The sequence below is a fragment of the Actinomadura napierensis genome (assembly GCF_039529375.1).
Classification (GTDB): Bacteria; Actinomycetota; Actinomycetes; order Streptosporangiales; family Streptosporangiaceae; genus Spirillospora; species Spirillospora napierensis.
Map to the genome: position 1 here is coordinate 18440 of NZ_BAAAMR010000094.1, position 19236 is coordinate 37675.

Here is a 19236-nt window from a genome sequence, read left to right on the forward strand (position 1 = left end):
GACGGATGCGGACCGATCCTATGCGCGTCCTACTCGCGGGCGCCGATGACGTCGGCGGGGCGGGCCGCCATCGCCAGCCGGGCCGGCAGCGCCGTGGCCGCCGCCGCGAGGAGGGCGCCCCAGGCGAGAACGCCCAGGTGGGCGAGCGGCGGGACGTACGGGGCGCCGCCCGTCATGCCCTGCCCGAACGCGGTGAGCACGGCGAACGCGATCGCGGTGCCGAGGACGCCCGCGATCAGCACGACGGCGAGCGTCTCCCAGCCGAGCATCCGCGCGATCTGGCCGCGGGTGGTGCCGACGAGCCGCAGTAGAGCGAGCTCGCGGGCGCGGTCGGCGGTCGACATGGCCAGCGTGTTGACCACGGCAATGGCGGTGAACGCGATGATCAGGCCCATGGCGACATAGTTGACCTCGGCGTTCGTGGACGCCTTGTCCTCGGCCGGCGACGCGGCGTCCGTGGTCGGCACGCCCTTCGGCGCGGTGCCCGCGATGAGGAGCGTGCCGCGCGGGTCGTCCACGTGGGCGGCGAGGAGGTCGTGGGCGATGGTCAGGTCACCGAAGCCGAGCCCCCGTCCGTATATGGCGATGACCTTCGGAGCTATGGGCGTGCCGTCGCCGAGGGTGAGGCGGAGTGTGTCGCCCGGTGCGACGTGTAGGCGGGACGCCGCGGTCGTGCTGACCGCGATGGAGGAGGCGTCCAGATTCTTGATGTCGCCCTTGCGGACGTCCAGATCCATGGTCTTGTCGAGCCCGCTGGGCGTGACGCCCTGAATCCCGTAGTTCTCCAGGCCCACCCGGACGGTGCTGTGCACGACCTCCGTCACGGCGGTGACACCGGGCGTGCGGCGGATCTCCTCCGCCGTGCCGTGCGGCACCTTGGGGCCGGCGATGTGCGCGGCCACCGTGCCCTCGGTCGCCTGGCGCGCGGAGGCGTGCCCCATCGTCGTCTGGACGAACAGGATCGTGGCCGTCAGCCCCATCATCAGCGTCAGCGGCGTGATCACGGACGCGAGCCGCCGCGCGCCCGTGCCGAGGTTCGCGTCGGCGAGCCGCCCGCCGACCGGGAACGCGCGCAGCGGGACGCCCAGGACGGCGACGGCCGCGCGGGCGATGACCGGGCCGAGCAGCGCCACGGCGACCGTCCAGACGATCGCCGCCAGCATCGTGACCGGGCTCGACGCGGCATCGGTGTGCAGGCCGGCGAGCACGACCGTCAGCACGACGGCGCCCGCGAGGACCAGCAGGCCCGCCAGGGCCCGGACGGCGCCGAGCCGGGCCGGGCGCAGCGCCGCATCCCCCAGGGCCTCCACAGGACGGATGCGGGCCGTCCGGCGGGCAGCGAGCCGAGCCGCCGCGACGGCCGCGACGACGGCCGCCACCGCCGCCGCAGCCGGCGGGAACGGGCTGACGACCAGGTCCAGGTTCGGCGGCAGGGCGCCGAGGCCGCGGAACCGGTCGCGCAGCCAGAACGCCAGCGGCAGCCCGGCAGCGGCCCCAAGCGGCCCGGCGACCAGGCCGACGAGCAGCGCCTCGCGCCCGATCATCCGCCGGACCTGCCGGGGCGTGGCCGCGACGGCGCGCAGCAGCGCGATCTCCCGCTCCCGCTGCTGCACCGACAGCGCGAACGTGCCGGACACGACCAGGATCGCGACGAGCAGGGCCGTCCCGCCGAGCGCGCCGCCCATGCTGATCAGCTTGATGCGGGACTTCTCCGCGCCGAGGAACTCGGCCTTGCCGCGGTCCTTCCCGGTGTGGACGGTGGCGCGGGTGCCGCGCAGCGCACCGGCGATCGCGGCCTTCGAGCCGGTCGCGCCGATCGCCGTGACCATCCCGGGGTGCCCGGCCAGCCGTCGCGCCTCGGCGGTCGAGAAGAAGATCGCCGCCTGGTTCTTCAGCGCCTGCCGCGTCACTCCGGAGACCCGGTAGACGCCGGGCTCGGCGGACGCGACCCGCACCCGCGACCCGGCGTGCAGGCCGTTCGCGCGGGCCGTCGCGGCGTCGACGACGATCTCGTCGCGGGCGCCCGGCGCCCGGCCCTCCCGCAGCGTGAACGGGGTCAGCGCGGCCGACTCCCAGCCGTGTCCCCACGACTCGTCCGCTCCGGAACCGATCTCGGCCGGGAACGTGACCTCGGTGACCACATCATGGGCACCGGCCGCGCGGACCCGGTCCGCGACCGGCGCGGGCAGCCAGGCCCGCTCGGCGATCGCCTTCGCCTTGTGCTTGACCTTGCCCTTCTTCTTGATCTTCCTCTGGTGGACGAACTGGTCGCCGGTCACCACCACCGGCGCGCCCGCGTACCGCTCCGGCGCGACCGAGCCGCGCAGCCCGGTGTCGAGCAGGACTCCGCACGCGCACACCAGGGCCGCCGCGCACAGCAGCGCGACGAACGCGCCGGCGAAGCCGGCCTTGCGGTGCCGCAACGTGGACAGGACGATCCGCAGCATCAGTTCCACGCCCCCATCCGGGTCATGCGAGCCGCCACCTTGTCGCTGGACGGCGCGTCCATCGAGTCGACGATCCGGCCGTCCGCCAAGAAAAGGACCGTGTCCGCATAGGACGCGGCGGACGGATCGTGGGTGACCATCACGACCGTCTGGCCCATGCCGTCGACGGTCTCGCGCAGCAGGGAGAGCACGTCCCGTGCCGTCATCGTGTCGAGCGCGCCTGTCGGCTCGTCCCCGAACACGACCTCCGGACGGGTCACCAGCGCGCGCGCTATGGCGACACGCTGCTGCTGCCCACCGGACAACTGGGCGGGACGGTGCCCTAGTCGTTCGCCAAGCCCGACCCTTGCGACGACCTCATCGAGCCATTTCCGGTCGACTCGCGTACGCGACAGCAGCAGCGGCAAGGTGATGTTCTGCTCGACCGTAAGCGACGACACCAGATTGAACGCCTGGAACACGAAACCGACCCGCTCCCGGCGCAGCTCCGTCAGCTTCGTCTCGTTCATGGAGGACAGCTCCGTGTCCCCCAGCCGGACGCTGCCGGACGTGGGCGTGTCGAGCCCCGCCGCGCAGTGCAGGAACGTGCTCTTGCCCGACCCGGACGGGCCCATGACGGCGGTGAACCGGCCGCGCGGGATGCCCATCGTCACCTCGCGCAGCGCCGCCACCGCCCCGCGCCCCTTGCCGTACACCTTGCTGACCGCGTCCATCCGCACCGCTTCGTTCATGCCGACAAGTCTTCTGACCTGGTGCTTCACGGGCCAGAGACGTCATCACCGGTCATATGTGACCTCGTCATGGTCCGACCCGTGACGAGGTCGCTGGTCGACAGTTTTGGTAGACATTGCACCGTGATCAACGTGCTTCTGGCGGACGACCACCACGTGGTGCGCAGCGCCCTGGCGTCGCTGCTGTCGCTCGAGCCCGACCTGACCGTGGTGGCCGAGGTCGACCGCGGTGACGCGGTCCTCGCCGCTGCCCGCTCCGCCCGTCCGGACGTCGCGGTCCTGGACGTCGACATGCCGGGAATGGACGGTCTCGCGGCGGCGGCCGCCCTGCGCGACGCGCTCCCGGACGTCGCCACGCTCATCCTCACCGGCCACGGCAAGCCCGGCCACCTGCGCCGCGCCCTGGCGGCGAACGTCCGCGGCTTCCTGCTGAAGACCGCGCCGCCCGACGAGCTCGCCGCCGGGATCCGCAAGGTCGCCGCCGGCGAACGGGTCCTGGACCCCAAGCTCGCGCTCACCGCCTGGGACCTCGCCGACAACCCCCTCACCCCGCGCGAGACGGACGTCCTGCGGCTGGCCGCCGAGGGCGCCGAGGCCCCGGAGATCGCCGCGCGGCTGCACCTGTCGGCCGGGACGGTCCGCAACTACCTGACCGCCGTCGTCACCAAGCTCAACGCCCGCAACCGCACCGACGCCGCCCGCATCGCCCACGAGGCGGGCTGGCTCTAGCCGACGGCCGCTTCCACCCGGAAGTTCCCCTGGCCGTCGGCGCGCGCGCTGAGCGTCCCTCCGAACGATGCCAGGCGGGTCGCCAGGTTCCCGATTCCCGACCCCGGCGGCGTACGGGGCGCCCCCGGATCCAACCCGTCATTCTCCACAACTAGGCGGACGGTACCGCCATCCCGCGCGGTCGTGATGACGCAGCGTTTCGCAGCGCTGTGCCGCAGCACGTTGGTCACGGCCTCACGCAGCACCGTGCTGAGCACCGCCGACGTCTCGTCCCCCACCTCGCCGTGCGCGAGTTCCATCTCCACCTCGACGCCCGCCGCCGTCAGCACGGACCGCGCCGAGCGCGCCTCCCCGTCCAGCGACAATTCCGCGTCGCCTCCGGTCGCGGTCTGCAGGTCCTTGCCGGCCCGTTCCGCCATGGCCACGACCTCGTCCAGCTCCGCCCGCGCGCGCGCCGGATCCACGTCCGCCAGCCGCCGTGCCAGCTCGCATTTGAGGAGGATCGCCGCCAGGCTGTGCCCGAGCAGGTCGTGCAGATCGCGCGCGGCCCGCAGCCGCTCCTGGACGGTCGCCGCCCGCGCCAGTTCCTCCCCGGCCACCCGCAGATCCCGGACGAGCCGCGCAAGCCGGACGAGCCCGTACACCACCAGGCCCGTGACCAGCGTGCTGATCACGTAGTTGGTGACGGCCGCCGCTCCCAGGCCCAGCGCCCACGCACCGGCGCCCACGCCCGCCATCGTTGCCGCCACCAGCGGGACGGCGTACTTCCCCGGGACACCTACCAGGAGCGTCCCGACAAGGAACCCCGCAACGCCCAGCCACGCCTTTCCGAACAGTGGGACGGGCGCGAAGCTCAACACGGCGAGGATCAGCCCCCACACCCTGGGCCGTCCACTGCTCGCCCATAGCAGCTGTAGCGCGCCGATCAGAACGAGCATCGCCGCCGCAGCGGCCCACTCCAGACCCCAAGGAACCATGAGCAGTCCCTTGACGGAGAACCCGGCCAGTACGGCGGCCAACAAGCCCACGGAAAGCCGGTAGGCGATCCGGTCCGGCAGGCTCACCGGCCGCTCCCCCGCCTTCATCGAGACGTCGACCGCGAACCGGCCGTCCTCCTCCAGCCCCGTGGAGAAGGCACCGCCCGCGGCCCTCACCCGCTGCGCGGCGTCCTCCAGCCCCTCCGCACCCCGCTCAACCGTGCGGACACCGTCGTTCACCACGCGCAGCTGTACGAACCCGTCCTCTTCCGACGTCTCGATAAGGCAGTTGCGTGCCGTCCCCACCCGCACCACGTCGGTGACGGCCTCGCGCAATGCCATCGCCAGCAGCGCCCCTGCCGGCCCCAGAGGCTCCCTATGGCCGGTCCGTACCTCCGCTTGGACGCCTGCGGCCTCCAACAGCGCGCGCGCCGCCGACGCCTCAGGCGCCAGCGACATGCTCCGGAAATCGGCCGCCGCCGCCCGCGCCCCGTTCAGCGACCGCCGCGCGACCCCCAGCACGTCCGCGATCGCCTCGGGCCGCTCGACCGCGCGCCGGCTCCCGTCCGAGATCTCCCGCAGCCCCTCACCGAGGCCCCGGTTCAACTCCACCGAAATGCGCAGCCGCTCCCGCGCCACCGCCGCCATCGTCAACGGCAACCGCGCGGCCACCGTGTCGTCCGCCCGGTCCGCCAGCCGCACCAGCCCGTAGACGACGAGCCCGGTCAGCAGGCAGGTGATCGTCACGTCGGCATCGCCGAGGACCGCCGCGCTCCCCACGACCGCCACCGCGAGCGGCCACAGCCCGGCCAGCACGAGCGAACCCGCGACGAACCCGAGGATCCCCAGAGACGTGCCGAACGCCAGCACGCCCGCGTAAGCCGCCGCCGCCTGGACGGGGACGCCCCACCGCCACCGGCCGTCGCGCGAAACGACCCGTACGACCTGGACGCCCAGGACGACCGCCACCAGGGCGATCGCGGCCCCGATCCGGGCGGCCCCGGACGTCCGCGCGGGCGCCGCGAGCACGTACACCCCCGCGAACGACGCCAGCACGGCCCCGACGATCGGCCGCGCCGTCCCCCGCACACCAGCCCCCACAATCCGGATGTACCTCGCCTGCCCGGCGTGGCACGATCCTGCCATGCCGATCGACCAGCACCTCCTCGCCGCCTTCCTGCTGACCTCGGTCATCGCGATGCTCGTGCCCGGCCCGGACATGCTGTTCATCCTCGGCTGCGGCATGCGCGGCGGCCCCCGCGCCGGGCTCCTCGCCACCGCCGGCGTCGCCACCAGCGAGGCCGTCCACGTCGCCGTCGCCGCCGCCGGCCTCGCCGCCCTCTTCGCCGCCGTCCCGATCGCCTTCGCCGCCGTCCGCCTCGTCGGCGCCGCCTACCTCATCTACCTGGGCGTCCAGACCATCCGTCACCGCAACGCCCAGGACGACGCCCCCGCCGACGCCCCCTCCGGCCGCCGCGCCTACCTCAACGGCCTGCTGACCAATCTGCTGAACCCCAAGATGGTCACCTTCACCATTGCCTTCCTCCCCCAGTTCATCAACCCGCGAATGGGCGACGTCTGGCTCCAGTTCACCGTTCTCGGCGCCATCCTGATCGCCCTCGAATTCCTCGTCGACGGCACGGTCGGCGTGCTCGCCGGCCGGATAGGCGAATGGCTCCGCCGCCGCCGCACCGCCCGCAGCCGCCTGGACGTCGCGACCGGCTCCCTCTTCATCGGCCTCGGCCTCCGCCTCGCCGCCAAACCCTGACCCTCCGGATCCGGTCGCCCGATAAAGGATCTTGCCGCCTTCCGAATTGCACGATCCCTGACACCCGGTCAAGCCGTATGCCAGAGTCGTCAGCGGCGTCGCCGGGACCGCACCCCGACGGCACGCACCGGCACGACGGGAGCTGGAGGGGAAGCGCAATGCCGCCCGTGGATCCGAGATCGGTACCGCCCGGCGCCTACGGCAACTGGCCCGGCCTCAACCAGACCGGCGAACTCCGCGTCGACCGCGCCCGCCTCCGCGCCATAGCCAAACGCCTCGAATCCGACCTCGAAGAGATCATCGAGGCCACCGAAGACCTCCAGCGTGCCAACAGCATGCCCGACCAGGCCTACGGCACCTGGGACGCGGCCCGGAACCTCGTCTCCAGCATCGTGAAGGGTCGCTCGGTGCTCGCCGAACAGCACGATGCATTCCTGGTGGACGCGCTGCAAGCCATCAAGATGCTCCGGCGCACCGCACAGGTGTACGACGACGTCGAGTCCGAACTGGAGCGGCGCGTCATGGCCGTCCGGATGGAACTGGAGAACGCTCCGGTCCCATCGTCCGATCCCTCGCCCCGCGCCACCGACCACCCGCGCTCCGGACCGGGATCGCTGAGATAACGGGAGGCCGAAGTGACGAACGATTACGTGTATCCCATGCGCGACGGCGCCCCCGGCGGATCACCGGGCCGGTATGACCGGACGGCGATCGTGCAGTACCTGAGGTCCAGTGACCCCGGCGCCGTCACGGACGCCGGAGAGGCATACCTCAGGTTCGCCGGCGCCTACGAGAAGCTCACCGCCAGGCTCGCCCAGATCGGTCACGATCTGAACGACGCCTGGACCGGAACCGACGCCTCTGCCGCTCAGGAGCAAATGCGCGATCTCTGGGCATCGAGTCACACCATCGGCGCCGCGTCCAGGGACTTCGGTACGGCCGTCGAACGCCACGGATCCGAGTATCTGGCCTGGTACAAGGCCAAGATGCCGCAGCCCAAGGACGACGCCGAGGCCCGTTCCTGGATGCAGGGCGCGAACGAGCGCATCACCGAGACATGGAGCGCGATCCCTCCGAGCATCTCGACATCGCTCAGTGCCATTCGGATCGGCCACGGTCCTCGCATCAACCCCGTGCCCGCGGGAGGTCCCGACGGCTCCGGAGTTCGTGGAAGCACCGGAGGCCCGGAAGGAACCGTCGGCGGAGTCGTCCCCGGGCCCTCTGGTACCGGCGGACCGGGAGGACCCGGTGCCCCGGGGAACGCGTCTCCCTCATCGAGCGGCGGCACTCCCGGCGACCCTGCTCTCATGGCACCGCCGGGTGGACCTGATTCCGGCGCGCTGCCAGGCTCGACACCGAGTTCTCCAGGAGTCGGCCAGAATCCGGAGCCCGGGACGAATCTTTCAGGGGTTCACCCTCCCGGGACAGGCGACCCGAACGGCGGAGGAACCGTCGTCCCGGGTGATCCCGCTTCGCCTTCCACGTCGCCGCTCGCGCCGGTCACCGGGCCGGGGCGAGCGGGACCTGGAGCATCGGTGCCCGGCTTGCCCGGCTTCGTTCCACCCCGCCCCGGAGAAGCGGGCCTTCCAGATGGCGCCGCGATCGGCGCTCCCAAAGGCGGATACAGCTTCAAAGGCGGCACTCTGCCGGAGGCCGAGGGTCTGGGCGGCAATGGTTCACCGGGCAGCGGACGCATACGCGATGGTGTGATCGGACGAGGCCGAGTCGGCCCGGCCGCCGCCCAGGCCGATCCCCTGCCGGAAGCCGGCACGGCACGCTCGGGCCCTGCGGCGATGGGCCCCATGACCGGTGGCACAGGATCGGCCCAGCGAGATCGGGAGCGCGAACGCCGGTCATGGGCGGGAGAGGACCCGGGCGTCTGGGACGACGACATCGAAACGTCCCCGAGCGTTTTGGGCACGGCCCGCAAACGGCCCGAAGAGGACTGATCAGCGTGGAAGGCGACGCGCTCGCCCACGAGCACCGGTTCGCGAAGGAAGACGTGTGAGGGCCTCTTACCGTGTGGCCGCTGCCGCCGCGGCATTGAGCCTCCTTCCGGCCATCGCCTCGCCGGCCTCTGCGGAGTTCGAGCCGCGCAAGGATGAGTGGTGGTTTTCGGCCTGGGATGTTCAGGACTCCGTGTGGCCGCTTTCGAAAGGCTCCGGAGTCACGGTCGCCGTTCTCGACAGCGGCGTCGACTCGCGTGTTCCAGAGCTCTCCGGCGTCGTCCTCAAAGGCGCGGACACTGCGGGCGGCAAGACGGACGGCCGGAAGGACATGGACATCTTCGAGGACGGCCACGGCACCTCGATGGCCGTGATGATCGCGGGCCAGGGAGGCGGGAAGAGCGGCTACGTGGGGATCGCCCCGGAAGCCAGGATCCTCCCGGTGCACGTGGTGGTCGGTGACCTTCCGGGCTCCGGCCTTGACCTTACGGACGCCGTCACCAGCGGCATGCGCTTCGCGGTCGACAAGGGCGCCAAAGTCATCAACCTGTCCATCGGAGCCGGATCGAGCAACTTCCCTCATCAGTGCCCGAAGAAGCTCATGGACACCATCGGGTATGCGATCGAGCACGATGTCGTGGTCGTTTCCAGTGCGGGCAACAGTGGAAAGACGATCAATTCTCCTGAGGCTCCGGGATCCTGTCCGGGAGTCGTGGCCGTCGGCGGCATCAACTCTGACCTGAGCCCTTGGGAGAAGACCCAGCGGCAGCCCTACGTCGCCGTCGCCGCTCCCGCGAGCGGCTCGGTGCTCGTCGGCAGAGGCGACAAGGTCTACGCGGACGCGGAGGGGACGAGCGCGTCGGCCGCGCTGGTGTCGGGAGCGGTGGCCCTTATCCGGGCGCACAATCCGAGCATGTCCGGCCGCACGGTCGTCCAGCGGCTCATCGCCACGGCCCTGCCGGTGAGCAAGCCCGTCCCCGACAAGGCGACCGGCTACGGCGCCATCCGCATCGCCCGCGCCATGGACCCCGCGAAATACCCCGTGCCGGCCGGTGCCCCCAACCCGGTCTACGGCAGATTCGACCAGGCAAAGGCGACAGCCCCTGGGATCAGTGCTTCAACTCCCGAAACCGCCACCCGAGCACACCGATCAGGCGGCGGCCCATCCTCTTCGCTCTATGCCGCCGTCGCGGGGGTCGTCGCCCTGCTGGTCGGTGGTGCCGCCTGCATCTGGCTTCTTTGGCTTCGGAGGCGTCGGACGACCTGATTCCAGTTCGCCGGTCTCAGCGGAGGTTGAGGTGGGTGAGGTAGGTGGTGGTGGAGTCGGGGTTGCCGGTGTGGGCTCGGTAGCCGTCGGGGCGGACGAGGACGAGGGTCGGGGCGGTGATGCCGTAGGCGGCTTCGGCGTCGGGGTTGGCGGTGATCTGGACGGTGCGGACGGCGGGGCCGCAACCGGGGGCCTCGGTGTTGAAGGCCAGCAGGGTGAAGTGGGGGCCGCGGAAGGCGTCGAAGAGGGTGGTGCCGTCCGCGAGGTGGGCGTTGGGGGCGCGGGTGCCGCCGAGGGGGCCGGACGAGAGCGGGCTGTCGGGGTAGGCGAGGAGCAGTTGCTGGGTCTCCTCGCCGCGCTTGTGGGCGTCGGCTTGGCCTTCGGCGGCCTTCTGGTAGAGGGCGGTGCTGATGCCGAGGACGCCGGCGGCGACGGGCAGGCGTTCCTCCTCGTAGGTGTCGAGGAGGGACGGGGAACCGGCGGCGAGCTTCCAGCCGAGGTTGTAGGCGTCCTGGACACCGGTGTTGAGGCCCTGGCCGCCGGCGGGCGAGTGGACGTGGGCGGCGTCGCCGGCGAGGAGGACGCGGCCTGAGCGGAACCGTCCGGCCATGCGGATGTTGACGCGGTAGACCGACGCCCAGCCGAGGCCGGTGAGGCGGATGTCGTCGCGACCGGTGCCGGCGGCGAGGTGCTTCTGGTAGGTGGCGAGGGTGAGCTCGGGGTCTTCGCCGGGGGCGAGGGGGGCGGTGAACTGGAAGTCGGACGTGCCGGGGAGCGGGCAGAGGCCGAGGCGCGGCGTCCGGGTCTCCGGGTCGGCCCACATGTGCCAGTGGTCGCGGTCCAGGTCGGGGGTCTGGACGTCCCCGATGAGCATGCGCTCCTCGTCGCGGGTCTCGCCGAGGAACGGGACGCCGAGGGTCTTGCGGACGGTGCTGCGTCCGCCGTCGGCGCCGACGAGGTAGGCGGCGCGGACGGTCGTGCCGTCGGTCAGGACGGCGGTGACGCCCGCGTCGTCCTGCGTGAAGGAGGCGAGTCCGGCGGTGTCGACGCGGCCGCCGAGGGCGGTGAGGCGGTCGCGGAGGATCCGCTCGGTGCGCCACTGCGGCACCATCAGGACGTTCGGGTACGGCACCTCGGGCGTCGGCGGAACGGGCTCGTGCATGCGGCCCTCCCAGACGACGTCGGCGCCGGCGTACGCGCGCAGCGACGGGTAGGGGGCGCCGGCTGCGCGGACGGCGTCGATGACGCCGAGGTCGTCGAAGACCTCGAGGGTGCGGGGCTGGAGGCCCTTGCCGCGCGAGCCGGCCGGGTGCCCGGGGTCGACGATGCGGTGCGGGACGCCACGGCGGGCGAGGTCGATGGCGAGGGTGAGGCCGGTCGGGCCGGCGCCTGCGATGAGGATCATGGGACCCAGGGTGGGCGGCGGCCCTGGCAGCTCGCTGGCAGGACGCTGGCAGCGGATCTCAGTCGCGCTCGTAGCGGTAGCCGCGGCCCCGCAGGGTGGTGATGCTGCCCGGGTCGGCGCCCTGCTGGGCGAGCTTGCGGCGCAGCGCGGAGATGTGCACGTCGAGGGTCTTGGTCGGGCCGAACCAGTTGGTGTCCCAGACCTGGTCGATGAGGTCCTCGCGGGTGACGACCTCGCCGGCGCTGGACACCAGCCGGGCGAGCAGGTCGAACTCCTTGGGGCGCAGCGCGATCTCGGTGCCGGCGTAGCTGGCGCGGCGGGCGGCGAGGTCGAGGGAGAGGCGGCCGGCGGTGACGAACCGCTCGTCGGCGCGTCCGGCGCTGCTGCGGCGCAGGTGGGCGCGGAGCCGGGCCATCAGCTCGGTGAGCCGGAACGGCTTGGTGAGGTAGTCGTCGGCGCCGGCGTCGAGCGCGACGACGACCTCGAACTCCTGGGTGCGGGCAGTGAGTACGACGATCACCGCGTCGCGCAGGACGGTGCGGAGCCGCCGGCAGAGGGTGACGCCCTCGATGTCGGGGAGCCCGAGGTCCAGCAGGATGAGGTCGGGGGCGCGGCGGGACGCGCTGTCGAGGGCGTCGCCGCCGGTGGCGGCCCAGTCGGCCTCGTAGCCGTGGGCGGCGAGGGCCTCGGCGAGCTCGCTGCCGATGGCCTCGTCGTCCTCCACGACGAGCACGTACGGTCCGGCCATGGTCCCGATGTTACGGACGGGGGCGGTCACGTGCGGGCGGGGACGGCGGTCGTCCGGGCGCCGGGCCGCCGGGGCGCGCAGAACGAGCCGCGGGTGGTCGCGGTGACGGCGTCCGTGACGACGTCGACGACCTTGCCGAGCCGGGAGCCGGGCTCGTCCGCGCAGTCGCGGTGGACGTGGACCGCGTGGCCGAGCCCGACGCCGGCCAGCGCCGTGACGATCAGTACGCCGATGAGCAGCCTGCGCATGATCGTGCCTCCCCCTCTCGACGCCGGCGTCAGCACGCAACCTAGTCCGGGGCGCGTCAGCGGCGGCTGTGCGGTGGGTTAGGGCCTCGCTTACCTTGGCGCGGCGCGGCCGCGCGGCGGGCCCGGGCGTCCCGGCCGCGGCTATCCTCCGGGCGGGAGGCGAGTGTGGACGCGGTTCCGAGGACGGCGCCGCTGCGGCGCAGGCTGCTGGTCACCATCGCGGGGATCACCGCGGTGGCGGTGGCGCTGCTGATCATCCCGCTGGCGGTGGCGGTGCAGCGGCTGTACCGCAACGAGGCGGTGACGAAGCTGGAGCGGGACGCGACCCGCGTCGCGGCGACGGCGCCGGACGACGAGGCGCGGCATCCGCGTCCGATCCGGCTGCCGGAGGGCCTGAACGAGCGGCTGCGGGTGGGGATCTACGGGATCGACGGGAACCTGCTGACCGGGGAGGGCCCGCCGCACTCGGGCGCGGCGCGGCAGGCGCGGGACGGCCGGCTGCACCAGCGCGACGAGCACGGCCGGCTGGTGGTGACGGCGCCGATCCCGTCGGACGAGGGCGTGACGTCCGTGGCGCGGGTCGGGATGCCGGAGCGGGTCGTCACCCGGCGGATCGAGCGGGCCTGGTGGGTGATGGCGGCGTTCGCGCTGCTCATCATCGGGCTGGCGGCGTTCGTGGCGCGGTACCAGTCGCGGCGGCTGGCGCGCCCGCTGGAGCGGCTGACGGCGGCGGCGCAGGCGCTCGGGGACGGCGACTTCACCGTGCGGGCGCGGTCGTCGGGGGTGCTGGAGGCGGACGAGGCGGGCCGGGCGCTGGAGGTGACGGCGCGCCGGCTCGGGTCGATGCTGGACCGGGAGCGGGCGTTCAGCGCGGACGTGTCGCACCAGCTGCGGACGCCGCTGACCGGGCTGCTGCTCGGGCTGGAGTCGGCGCTGGAGCGGCCCGGGGCGGACCTGGAGGCGGCGGTGCGGACGGCGGTGCGGCGCGGGGAGCACCTGCGCGACATCATCGGCGACCTGCTGAGCCTGGCGCGGGACGCGGCCCCGAACCGGGAGCGGCTGGACGTGCCGGGGCTGCTGGAGGAGCTGCGGCTGCGGCCGCCCGCGGGCCGTCCGCTGGAGGTGGCGGCGCGGGGGCCGCTGCCGGAGGTGCACGCTTCGGCGTCGGCGGTGCGGCAGATCCTCGGGGTGCTGCTGGACAACGCGCAGGCGCACGGCGCGGGGCGGGTCACCGTGGAGGCCAGCGACATCGGCGGCGGCCTGGCCATCGACGTGTCGGACGAGGGGCCCGGCGTCACCGAGACCGAGGACATCTTCGCGCGCCGGCACTCCGGCGGCGTGGGGGACGGCGGGCACGGGATCGGGCTGGCGCTGGCGCGGGCCCTGGCGGAGGCGGAGGGCGGCCGGCTGGTGCTGCGGCGGCCGTCCCCGCCGATCTTCACGCTGCTGCTGCCCGCGTCCGAGCCCATGTCCGAGCCCGCGCCCGAGGCCGCCGACGACGACGGCGCCTGACGCCGCGCCCGGACCGCGCGGCCGTCACTCGGCCCTGAGGTGGGTGCCGAACCAGCGGAGCGTCGCGGGGACCATGCGGCGGAACGTGCGGTAGTTGTGGCCGCCGGACGGCAGGAACAGGCTGTCGGCCCGCGTGGGCGGGCGGATCCCGGCGATGAACCGCTCGTTCTCCGGGAAGGTCTTCTCGCCGACCCGGCAGGACGCCACGAGAAGCGAGATCGGCGGGGCGGGAAGGTGCTTCTCGCGCCACAGGAGGTTGCTCTCGTCCTGGAGGGCCTTGTTCCCGTCGAACAGCTTGCCCGTCGTGATGTCCTGGATCGTGTTGAAGTATCCGGACAGCGACGCCGCGGCCGAATAGCGGTCCGGGTGCTTCATCGCGAGCTTGGCGGCGCAGAACCCGCCGGTGGAGTCGCCCATGATCCCCCAGCCGGTGCGGGCGGCGGCGACCCGGTAGTGGGCCCACATCGCCAGCGGCACGTCGGCGGCGAAGAAGCTCTCCACCTGCGGCCCGCCGGGCACGTCCGCGCACTCGGTGTCGCGCGGCGGCGCCTCCGTCGGCCGCATCAGCACGTAGATCGCGGGCGGGAGCCCGGCCCGCTCCCCCTGCCTGACCAGTTCGGGAAAGCGCATGGTGTGCAGCAGCGCGGTCGGATGCCCCGGATATCCGGTCAGTACGACGATCACGGGAAAGCGCGTCCGGGCGTACGCGGGCTGGTAGTACTGCGGCGGAAGCAGCACAAAGGATTCGGCGTTCAGCCCCGTTTCCTGACCCTGGAAGCGATATTCCTCTACCGCGCCGGATACGGCGGCGTCGCGTTTGGCGGCGGCACTGCCGAGCCTTTTGATCGTGGCGGTGTCGATCTGCTTCACCGGCCCGCCGGCCTTCGCCATCACGTGCTTGATCCGCGCGGGCGCCGCGTTGGTCGCGAACAGGTCGTCCCAGCCGGAGTAGAACTCGAAGTGCGCGTTGACCGCGGCGAGCACGGCGAGCAGCGTGACGGCCTGCGTGCCGGCCAGCAGCCCGAGCCTGGCGGCGACGGCGCCGGGCCCCGAGCGCGCGCCCCGCGGCCACCACCACAGGGTGAACGCGAACAGGCCCGCGACCGCCAGGAACAGCAGCGCGATGAATCCGCCTCCGGTGAGCCCCATGCCCTCCCCCTAAGGCAGCCGGTCTTCGTCCGACCGTCAAGTTAGCCGCCACCGCATCAGCCGGACGACAACGCCGGGTTAGCTCCGCGTTAACCCACCCGCGAGCGCACTGGATAAACACCGGAGACGCACCGAAAAGAATGCCGCGAGATCTTGACAGGACGTATATGGGGAATTTATTTGCGACTGCCATGATGGCGTTATCGCCGAATAGGCTGCCTTTCTCGAGTGCTCCGGGCACACCGGAGCCGGGAGGAGGGCAGGCTCGATGGACGAAGGACAGCCCAGCCGCACCGCGCTGTCGGCCGCGGCGGCCCGGTCCGGCCGCTGGCCGGGGCGGGTCTCGACACCGCCCGCCCGGCACTGGTGAGCTGGCTCGGCGTCGCCTACTTCCTCACCCGCGACGCCGTCGCCGGCACGCTCGCCGAGATCGGCCGCCTCGCGCCCGGCACCGAACTGGTCATGGACTACGCGCTGCCGCCCGGCCTGCGCGACGCCGAGGGCGACGCCTACGCCGAGATCGCCGCGCGGGTCGTCCGCGACGCGGGCGAGCCGTCCCGGACGTGGTTCGCGCCGGACGAGGTGAACGCCCTGCTCAAGGACCACGGCCTCGACGTCGTCGAGAACCTTTCCCTGGAACGGGCCGTCCCGCCCGAGGCGTGGCGGCGGACCGACGCGCTGCGTCCCTTCGACTACTTCCGCCTGGTCCGCGCCGTGGTCACCGGTTAGCCGGTCACCGGTCAACCCGAGGCGTCGCGCCGCTCGGCCGGGGCCGGGCCGTGCAGCCGGACGGCGCTGAGGGCGAGCGCGATCTCGACCAGGTCGCGGGGATGGGCGAGCGTCCGGCCGGTGAGCTGCTCGACCTTGCGGAGCCGGTTGAGGACGGTGTTGCGGTGGCAGAACAGCCGGTCGGCGGCGCGGGCGGCGGAGCCGTCGCAGTCCAGCCAGATGGTGAGGGTGGCGAGCAGGACGTCCCGGAAGGCGGGGTCCACGCCGGTCAGGCCGCCGAGCGCGACGTCGCCGAGCCGGCCGGCCAGCCGCGGCTGCGACAGCACCAGCGCGTCGGGGAGGCGCCGGTCGAGGCGGGCGATCTGCCGGCCGGAGCCGCGGCAGGTCCGCAGCGCCAGCTCGGCCAGCCAGCGCGCGCCGCCGAGCTCGGCGAGGGTGTGCACGACGGGGCTGACGCCGGCGTGCGCCTGGGCGTAGGGGCGGACGGCGTCGACGAGGTCGTCCAGCTCCGCGGCGCCGAGCGCGACGAGCGCGACCTGCGCGTCGGCGCGCAGCCGCCAGATGAACCGCATCCCGCCGATGTCGCCCGGGCGCCGGTCGCGGCCGCCGGAGAACTCGCGCGCGAACCCGCCGGCGAAACCGCCCTCGGCGCCGAGCATGACCACCGCGTAGCGGCCGGCGGCCGGCAGCCCGAGCACGGACGCGGCGGTGGCGAGCAGGCCGCCGTCCGCGCCCTGCCCGTCCAGCAGCGCGTCCACGATCGCCTGGACGCGCTCCTCGCTGCGCCGGGCCAGCGACAGCTCGGTCTGGTGGTAGGCCGCGGCGGCGGCGCCGGACTGCTCGTCGATGGTGTCCCAGGTGCGGGTCGCCTGCCGGACGAGCGCGGGCACGTTGCCGGGGTCGTGCCGGCCGACGACCTCGACGACGGCCTCCCAGAACACCCGCCCGGCCAGCCGGTAGGAGCGCAGCAGCTGGTCCAGCGGCTGGCCCTGGTGCGCGCGGCGCCGGCCGAGCCGGCGCGCCCAGTCCAGGTCGGCGCGGCCCCGGCCGGGGTCGAGGATCGCCTCGAAGCCGTGCCCGAGCCCGGTCCGGCAGACCTCCGACAGGTCGCCGCGCAACTGCTCGGAGCGGTCGCCGTCGTCGCCGGAGAGGATCTCGGCGGCGAGCCGGTCGGCGAGGTCGGGCAGCCGGTCGGTCAGCCGCAGCACCGCCTTGCGCAGGATCGCCCGGTCGTCGTCCGCGCGGCCCGGGTCCCGGTGGACGGGGTCGCGCCGCGCCTGCTCGTGGGCGGGGTCCCCGCGGAGGGCCTCGCCGCTTCCGGCGTCCGCGTGTTCCGTGGTTCCCGACCGGCCTGCCGTCATCGCCCGCCACCTCCGGCACAATGCAGGGGGGCTCATCGTGCCACCGCGGGTACTTTGGGACCACCGCTCCCCGCCCGCACTGTGCCGGTGCACAACCGCGGCCCGTTCCCGTTGCGTCGCCGCCCCGAAACAGAACGCCGCTCTGGACCGTCCGGCGGACGCGTGCTCATCTGCTGACCATGGGTGTGTTCTCTGGACACGATCGGCTGTACGGGCGCGACCGGGAGGTCGCGGCCGTCGAAGGGCTCCTCGGCCGGGCGCGGGACGGGCACGGCGGCGCGATGACCATCGTCGCCGACGCCGGCATGGGCAAGACGGCGCTGCTCGACGCCGCCGCGCGCAACGCCGCCGCGGGGTTCCGCGTGCTTTCGACCATCGGCGTCCCCGCGGAGGCGGACGTCCCCTACGCGGGGCTGCACCGGCTGCTGCGGCCCCTGTCCGGCCTGGTCGCGGAGCTGCCGCCGGCCTTCCGGACGGCGCTGGCCCCCCTCACCGGCGGCGCCGCCCCGGCGCCGTTCGTCCTGTACTCGGCGGTCTGCGAGCTGCTGAACCTCGCCGCCCGCGCCGAACCGGTGCTGTGCCGGGTGGACGACGCGCAGTGGCTCGACCGGGTCACGCTGGACGCGCTGGCCTTCGCGGCGCGCCGCGTCCAGGACGAGCGGCTCGCGATCGTCTTCGCCACGCGCATGCCGGCCCCGCTCACCGGCATCCCGCACCTGCGGCTGCCGCCGCTGGACGAGGACGCGAGCCTGCGCATCCTGCAGGACGCGGTCGGCGACGCGCTCGGCACGGAGCTCGCCGAGGAGGTCGTCGACCTGGCGAGCGGGTGCGCGCTCGCCGTGCGGGAACTGGCCGGCGGGCTGACCGCGGCGCAGCTGTCCGGCGGCGCCGCGCCGCCCCGGGCGCTGCCGCCCGGCAGCGTCCTGCGCACCCTGTACCGGCGCCGCCACCTGCGGCTCCCGTCCGGGGCGCAGCGGCTCGTGCTGATGGTGGCGGCGGACGAATGGCTCGGCGCGCCCACGGTGGCGCGGGCCGTCCGGACGGCCGGGATCGGCGCCCGCGAGATCGAGGCGGCGCGCGAGTCGGGCCTGCTGCGGCTCGCCGACCACGCGGTGGCCGGGGACGACGCGGTCGTCGTGCGGGACCGGCTCGTCCGGACGTCGCTGTGGGCGGAGGCGCAGCGGGCCGAGCGGCGCGCCGCGCACGCGCTGCTCGCGCAGCTGCTCGTGCAGGACTGGCAGCGGCCGTCGCGGATCTGGCACCGGGCGGCGCTGTCCGGCGAGGCCGACGACCGGATCGCCGGCGAGCTGGCGGAGGAGGCGTCGGCGTCCCGGCGGGCCGGCCGGTACGGCGACTCGTGGCGGGCGTGGCAGCGCGCCGCCGCGCTGACGTCCGAGCGCGGCGCGCGCGCGGCCCGGCTGCTGGCCGCCGCCAGCGACGCCTGGGCGGGCGGGCGGGCGCGCCGGGCGCGGGCCGTGCTGCGGGAGATCCGGCCGCTGGTCCAGGACGGGACCCGCGCCGGGCTCGCCGAGCTGCTGCGCGGCGAGATCGAGGCGGGCTCGGGGTCCCCGGCCACGGCGATGCCGATGCTGCGGGACGCGGCCGAGCGGCTCGCCGGAACCGACGGCGGGCTGGCGCTGTCGGCCCTCATGTGGGCGGCCGCGTCGGCGGACGCCGCGGGCGACCACGCCGCGTACGCGGAGATCGCGGAGCGCGCGGCGAACCTGCCGGGCGGGCCGGAGACGCCGCGCGCCGACCTGATGCGGGCGCACCTCGCCGGGATGGCCGCGACGTTCCGCGGCCGCTACGCCGAGGCCGCCGGACTGCTCCGGCGCGCCGTCCGGCTGGGCGAGACGACCGCAGACGACTCCGCCGCGCAGGCGTGGGCGGCGCTCGCGGCTCTCGCCCTCGGGGACGGGCGGGCGCGCGCCCTGGCGGCCGGGGCGGTCGCGTCCGGGCGGCTGCGCGGAGACGCGCCCGCCGAGTCCTACGCGCTGGCGGCGGCGGCGCGGTGCGAGACGCTGCTCGGCCATCCGCCGGTGCCGGTCGCCGCCTGCCACGAGGGGCTGCGGCTGGCGCGGGCGACCGGGCAGCACGGGCATGCCGCCGAGCAGCTCGCCGCGCTCGCGCTGGTCGCGGCGTTCAACGGGGACCGGGACGCGGCGCACCGGCGCCTGGAAGCGCTGTCCGGCGGCGCGGACCGGCGCGGGCTCGCCGGC

At 73.9% G+C, this 19236-nt stretch carries 16 protein-coding genes; 7 read left to right on the forward strand and 9 right to left on the reverse strand.

The window, feature by feature from the left end; all coding sequences use genetic code 11:
- Positions 1-29 precede the first annotated feature (29 nt).
- Together ABD296_RS37270 and ABD296_RS37275 are read right to left on the reverse strand one after the other, a co-directional pair.
- Positions 30-2447, reverse strand: a complete 2418-nt coding sequence (locus ABD296_RS37270) for an FtsX-like permease family protein (RefSeq protein ID WP_344278718.1) — start codon at positions 2445-2447, stop codon at positions 30-32.
- The gene (locus ABD296_RS37275) at positions 2447-3178 is read right to left on the reverse strand and encodes an ABC transporter ATP-binding protein (RefSeq protein WP_344278674.1); all 732 of its coding nucleotides are present in this window, start codon (positions 3176-3178) and stop codon (positions 2447-2449) included. The genes ABD296_RS37270 and ABD296_RS37275 overlap by 1 nt, the downstream gene beginning before the upstream one ends.
- Before the next feature lie 123 nt (positions 3179-3301).
- Here ABD296_RS37275 and ABD296_RS37280 point away from each other — a divergent pair, with 123 nt between their 5' ends.
- On the forward strand, positions 3302-3907 hold the full coding sequence (locus tag ABD296_RS37280) for a response regulator transcription factor (RefSeq protein WP_344278677.1): 606 nt from the start codon (positions 3302-3304) through the stop codon (positions 3905-3907).
- Here the strand turns inward: ABD296_RS37280 and ABD296_RS37285 are convergent.
- Positions 3904-5985, reverse strand: a complete 2082-nt coding sequence (locus ABD296_RS37285; protein WP_344278680.1) for a sensor histidine kinase — start codon at positions 5983-5985, stop codon at positions 3904-3906. The two genes, ABD296_RS37280 and ABD296_RS37285, sit on opposite strands and share 4 nt — an antisense overlap.
- Before the next feature lie 43 nt (positions 5986-6028).
- Between ABD296_RS37285 and ABD296_RS37290 the strand changes: the two genes are divergently transcribed.
- Complete coding sequence (locus ABD296_RS37290) at positions 6029-6652, forward strand: LysE family translocator (protein ID WP_344278683.1); 624 nt, start codon at positions 6029-6031, stop codon at positions 6650-6652.
- 167 nt (positions 6653-6819) lie between these two features.
- The gene (locus ABD296_RS37295; RefSeq protein ID WP_344278686.1) at positions 6820-7275 is read left to right on the forward strand and encodes a hypothetical protein; all 456 of its coding nucleotides are present in this window, start codon (positions 6820-6822) and stop codon (positions 7273-7275) included.
- A 278-nt stretch (positions 7276-7553) separates the two neighbouring features.
- Here ABD296_RS37295 and ABD296_RS37300 read toward each other — a convergent pair whose 3' ends face one another.
- A complete protein-coding gene (locus ABD296_RS37300; protein WP_344278689.1) occupies positions 7554-7754 on the reverse strand; it encodes a hypothetical protein in 201 nt (66 codons plus the stop codon).
- Positions 7755-8656: 902 nt separating this feature from the next.
- On the opposite strand from ABD296_RS37300, the gene ABD296_RS37305 reads away from it, so the two are divergent.
- The gene (locus ABD296_RS37305) at positions 8657-9865 is read left to right on the forward strand and encodes a S8 family serine peptidase (protein WP_344278691.1); all 1209 of its coding nucleotides are present in this window, start codon (positions 8657-8659) and stop codon (positions 9863-9865) included.
- A 16-nt stretch (positions 9866-9881) separates the two neighbouring features.
- On the opposite strand, the gene ABD296_RS37310 is transcribed toward ABD296_RS37305, so the two are convergent.
- From ABD296_RS37310 to ABD296_RS37320, 3 genes are read right to left on the reverse strand one after another with little or no spacing between them, the layout of a single operon-like run.
- On the reverse strand, positions 9882-11270 hold the full coding sequence (locus tag ABD296_RS37310; RefSeq protein WP_344278694.1) for an FAD-dependent monooxygenase: 1389 nt from the start codon (positions 11268-11270) through the stop codon (positions 9882-9884).
- A gap of 58 nt (positions 11271-11328) precedes the next feature.
- Entirely contained in the window at positions 11329-12018 is a 690-nt protein-coding gene (locus ABD296_RS37315) for a response regulator transcription factor (protein WP_344278697.1), read from the reverse strand.
- A 26-nt stretch (positions 12019-12044) separates the two neighbouring features.
- A complete protein-coding gene (locus ABD296_RS37320; RefSeq protein ID WP_344278700.1) occupies positions 12045-12266 on the reverse strand; it encodes a hypothetical protein in 222 nt (73 codons plus the stop codon).
- A 165-nt stretch (positions 12267-12431) separates the two neighbouring features.
- Here ABD296_RS37320 and ABD296_RS37325 point away from each other — a divergent pair, with 165 nt between their 5' ends.
- Positions 12432-13778, forward strand: coding sequence for a sensor histidine kinase (locus tag ABD296_RS37325; protein ID WP_344278703.1), 1347 nt, complete (start codon positions 12432-12434; stop codon positions 13776-13778).
- Between the two features lie 24 nt (positions 13779-13802).
- Here ABD296_RS37325 and ABD296_RS37330 read toward each other — a convergent pair whose 3' ends face one another.
- The gene (locus ABD296_RS37330) at positions 13803-14927 is read right to left on the reverse strand and encodes an alpha/beta hydrolase (RefSeq protein ID WP_344278706.1); all 1125 of its coding nucleotides are present in this window, start codon (positions 14925-14927) and stop codon (positions 13803-13805) included.
- 366 nt (positions 14928-15293) lie between these two features.
- On the opposite strand from ABD296_RS37330, the gene ABD296_RS37335 reads away from it, so the two are divergent.
- Positions 15294-15656 (forward strand): hypothetical protein, encoded by a 363-nt coding sequence (locus ABD296_RS37335; RefSeq protein ID WP_344278709.1) that lies wholly within the window; start codon positions 15294-15296, stop codon positions 15654-15656.
- A gap of 11 nt (positions 15657-15667) precedes the next feature.
- On the opposite strand, the gene ABD296_RS37340 is transcribed toward ABD296_RS37335, so the two are convergent.
- A complete protein-coding gene (locus tag ABD296_RS37340; RefSeq protein WP_344278711.1) occupies positions 15668-17017 on the reverse strand; it encodes a PucR family transcriptional regulator in 1350 nt (449 codons plus the stop codon).
- Positions 17018-17196: 179 nt separating this feature from the next.
- Here ABD296_RS37340 and ABD296_RS37345 point away from each other — a divergent pair.
- Positions 17197-19236: ATP-binding protein (locus ABD296_RS37345; RefSeq protein ID WP_344278713.1), on the forward strand; the 2040-nt coding region annotated here is incomplete at its 3' end.

Bases quoted from the DNA above. Each gene is read 5' to 3' on its own strand.
- ABD296_RS37270 (WP_344278718.1), bottom strand. From the start codon at position 2,447: ATGCTGCGGATCGTCCTGTCCACGTTGCGGCACCGCAAGGCCGGCTTC.
- ABD296_RS37275 (WP_344278674.1), bottom strand. From the start codon at position 3,178: ATGAACGAAGCGGTGCGGATGGACGCGGTCAGCAAGGTGTACGGCAAG.
- ABD296_RS37290 (WP_344278683.1), top strand. From the start codon at position 6,029: ATGCCGATCGACCAGCACCTCCTCGCCGCCTTCCTGCTGACCTCGGTC.
- ABD296_RS37300 (WP_344278689.1), bottom strand. From the start codon at position 7,754: ATGGCACTGAGCGATGTCGAGATGCTCGGAGGGATCGCGCTCCATGTC.
- ABD296_RS37310 (WP_344278694.1), bottom strand. From the start codon at position 11,270: ATGATCCTCATCGCAGGCGCCGGCCCGACCGGCCTCACCCTCGCCATC.
- ABD296_RS37315 (WP_344278697.1), bottom strand. From the start codon at position 12,018: ATGGCCGGACCGTACGTGCTCGTCGTGGAGGACGACGAGGCCATCGGC.
- ABD296_RS37320 (WP_344278700.1), bottom strand. From the start codon at position 12,266: ATGCGCAGGCTGCTCATCGGCGTACTGATCGTCACGGCGCTGGCCGGC.
- ABD296_RS37330 (WP_344278706.1), bottom strand. From the start codon at position 14,927: ATGGGGCTCACCGGAGGCGGATTCATCGCGCTGCTGTTCCTGGCGGTC.
- ABD296_RS37340 (WP_344278711.1), bottom strand. From the start codon at position 17,017: ATGACGGCAGGCCGGTCGGGAACCACGGAACACGCGGACGCCGGAAGC.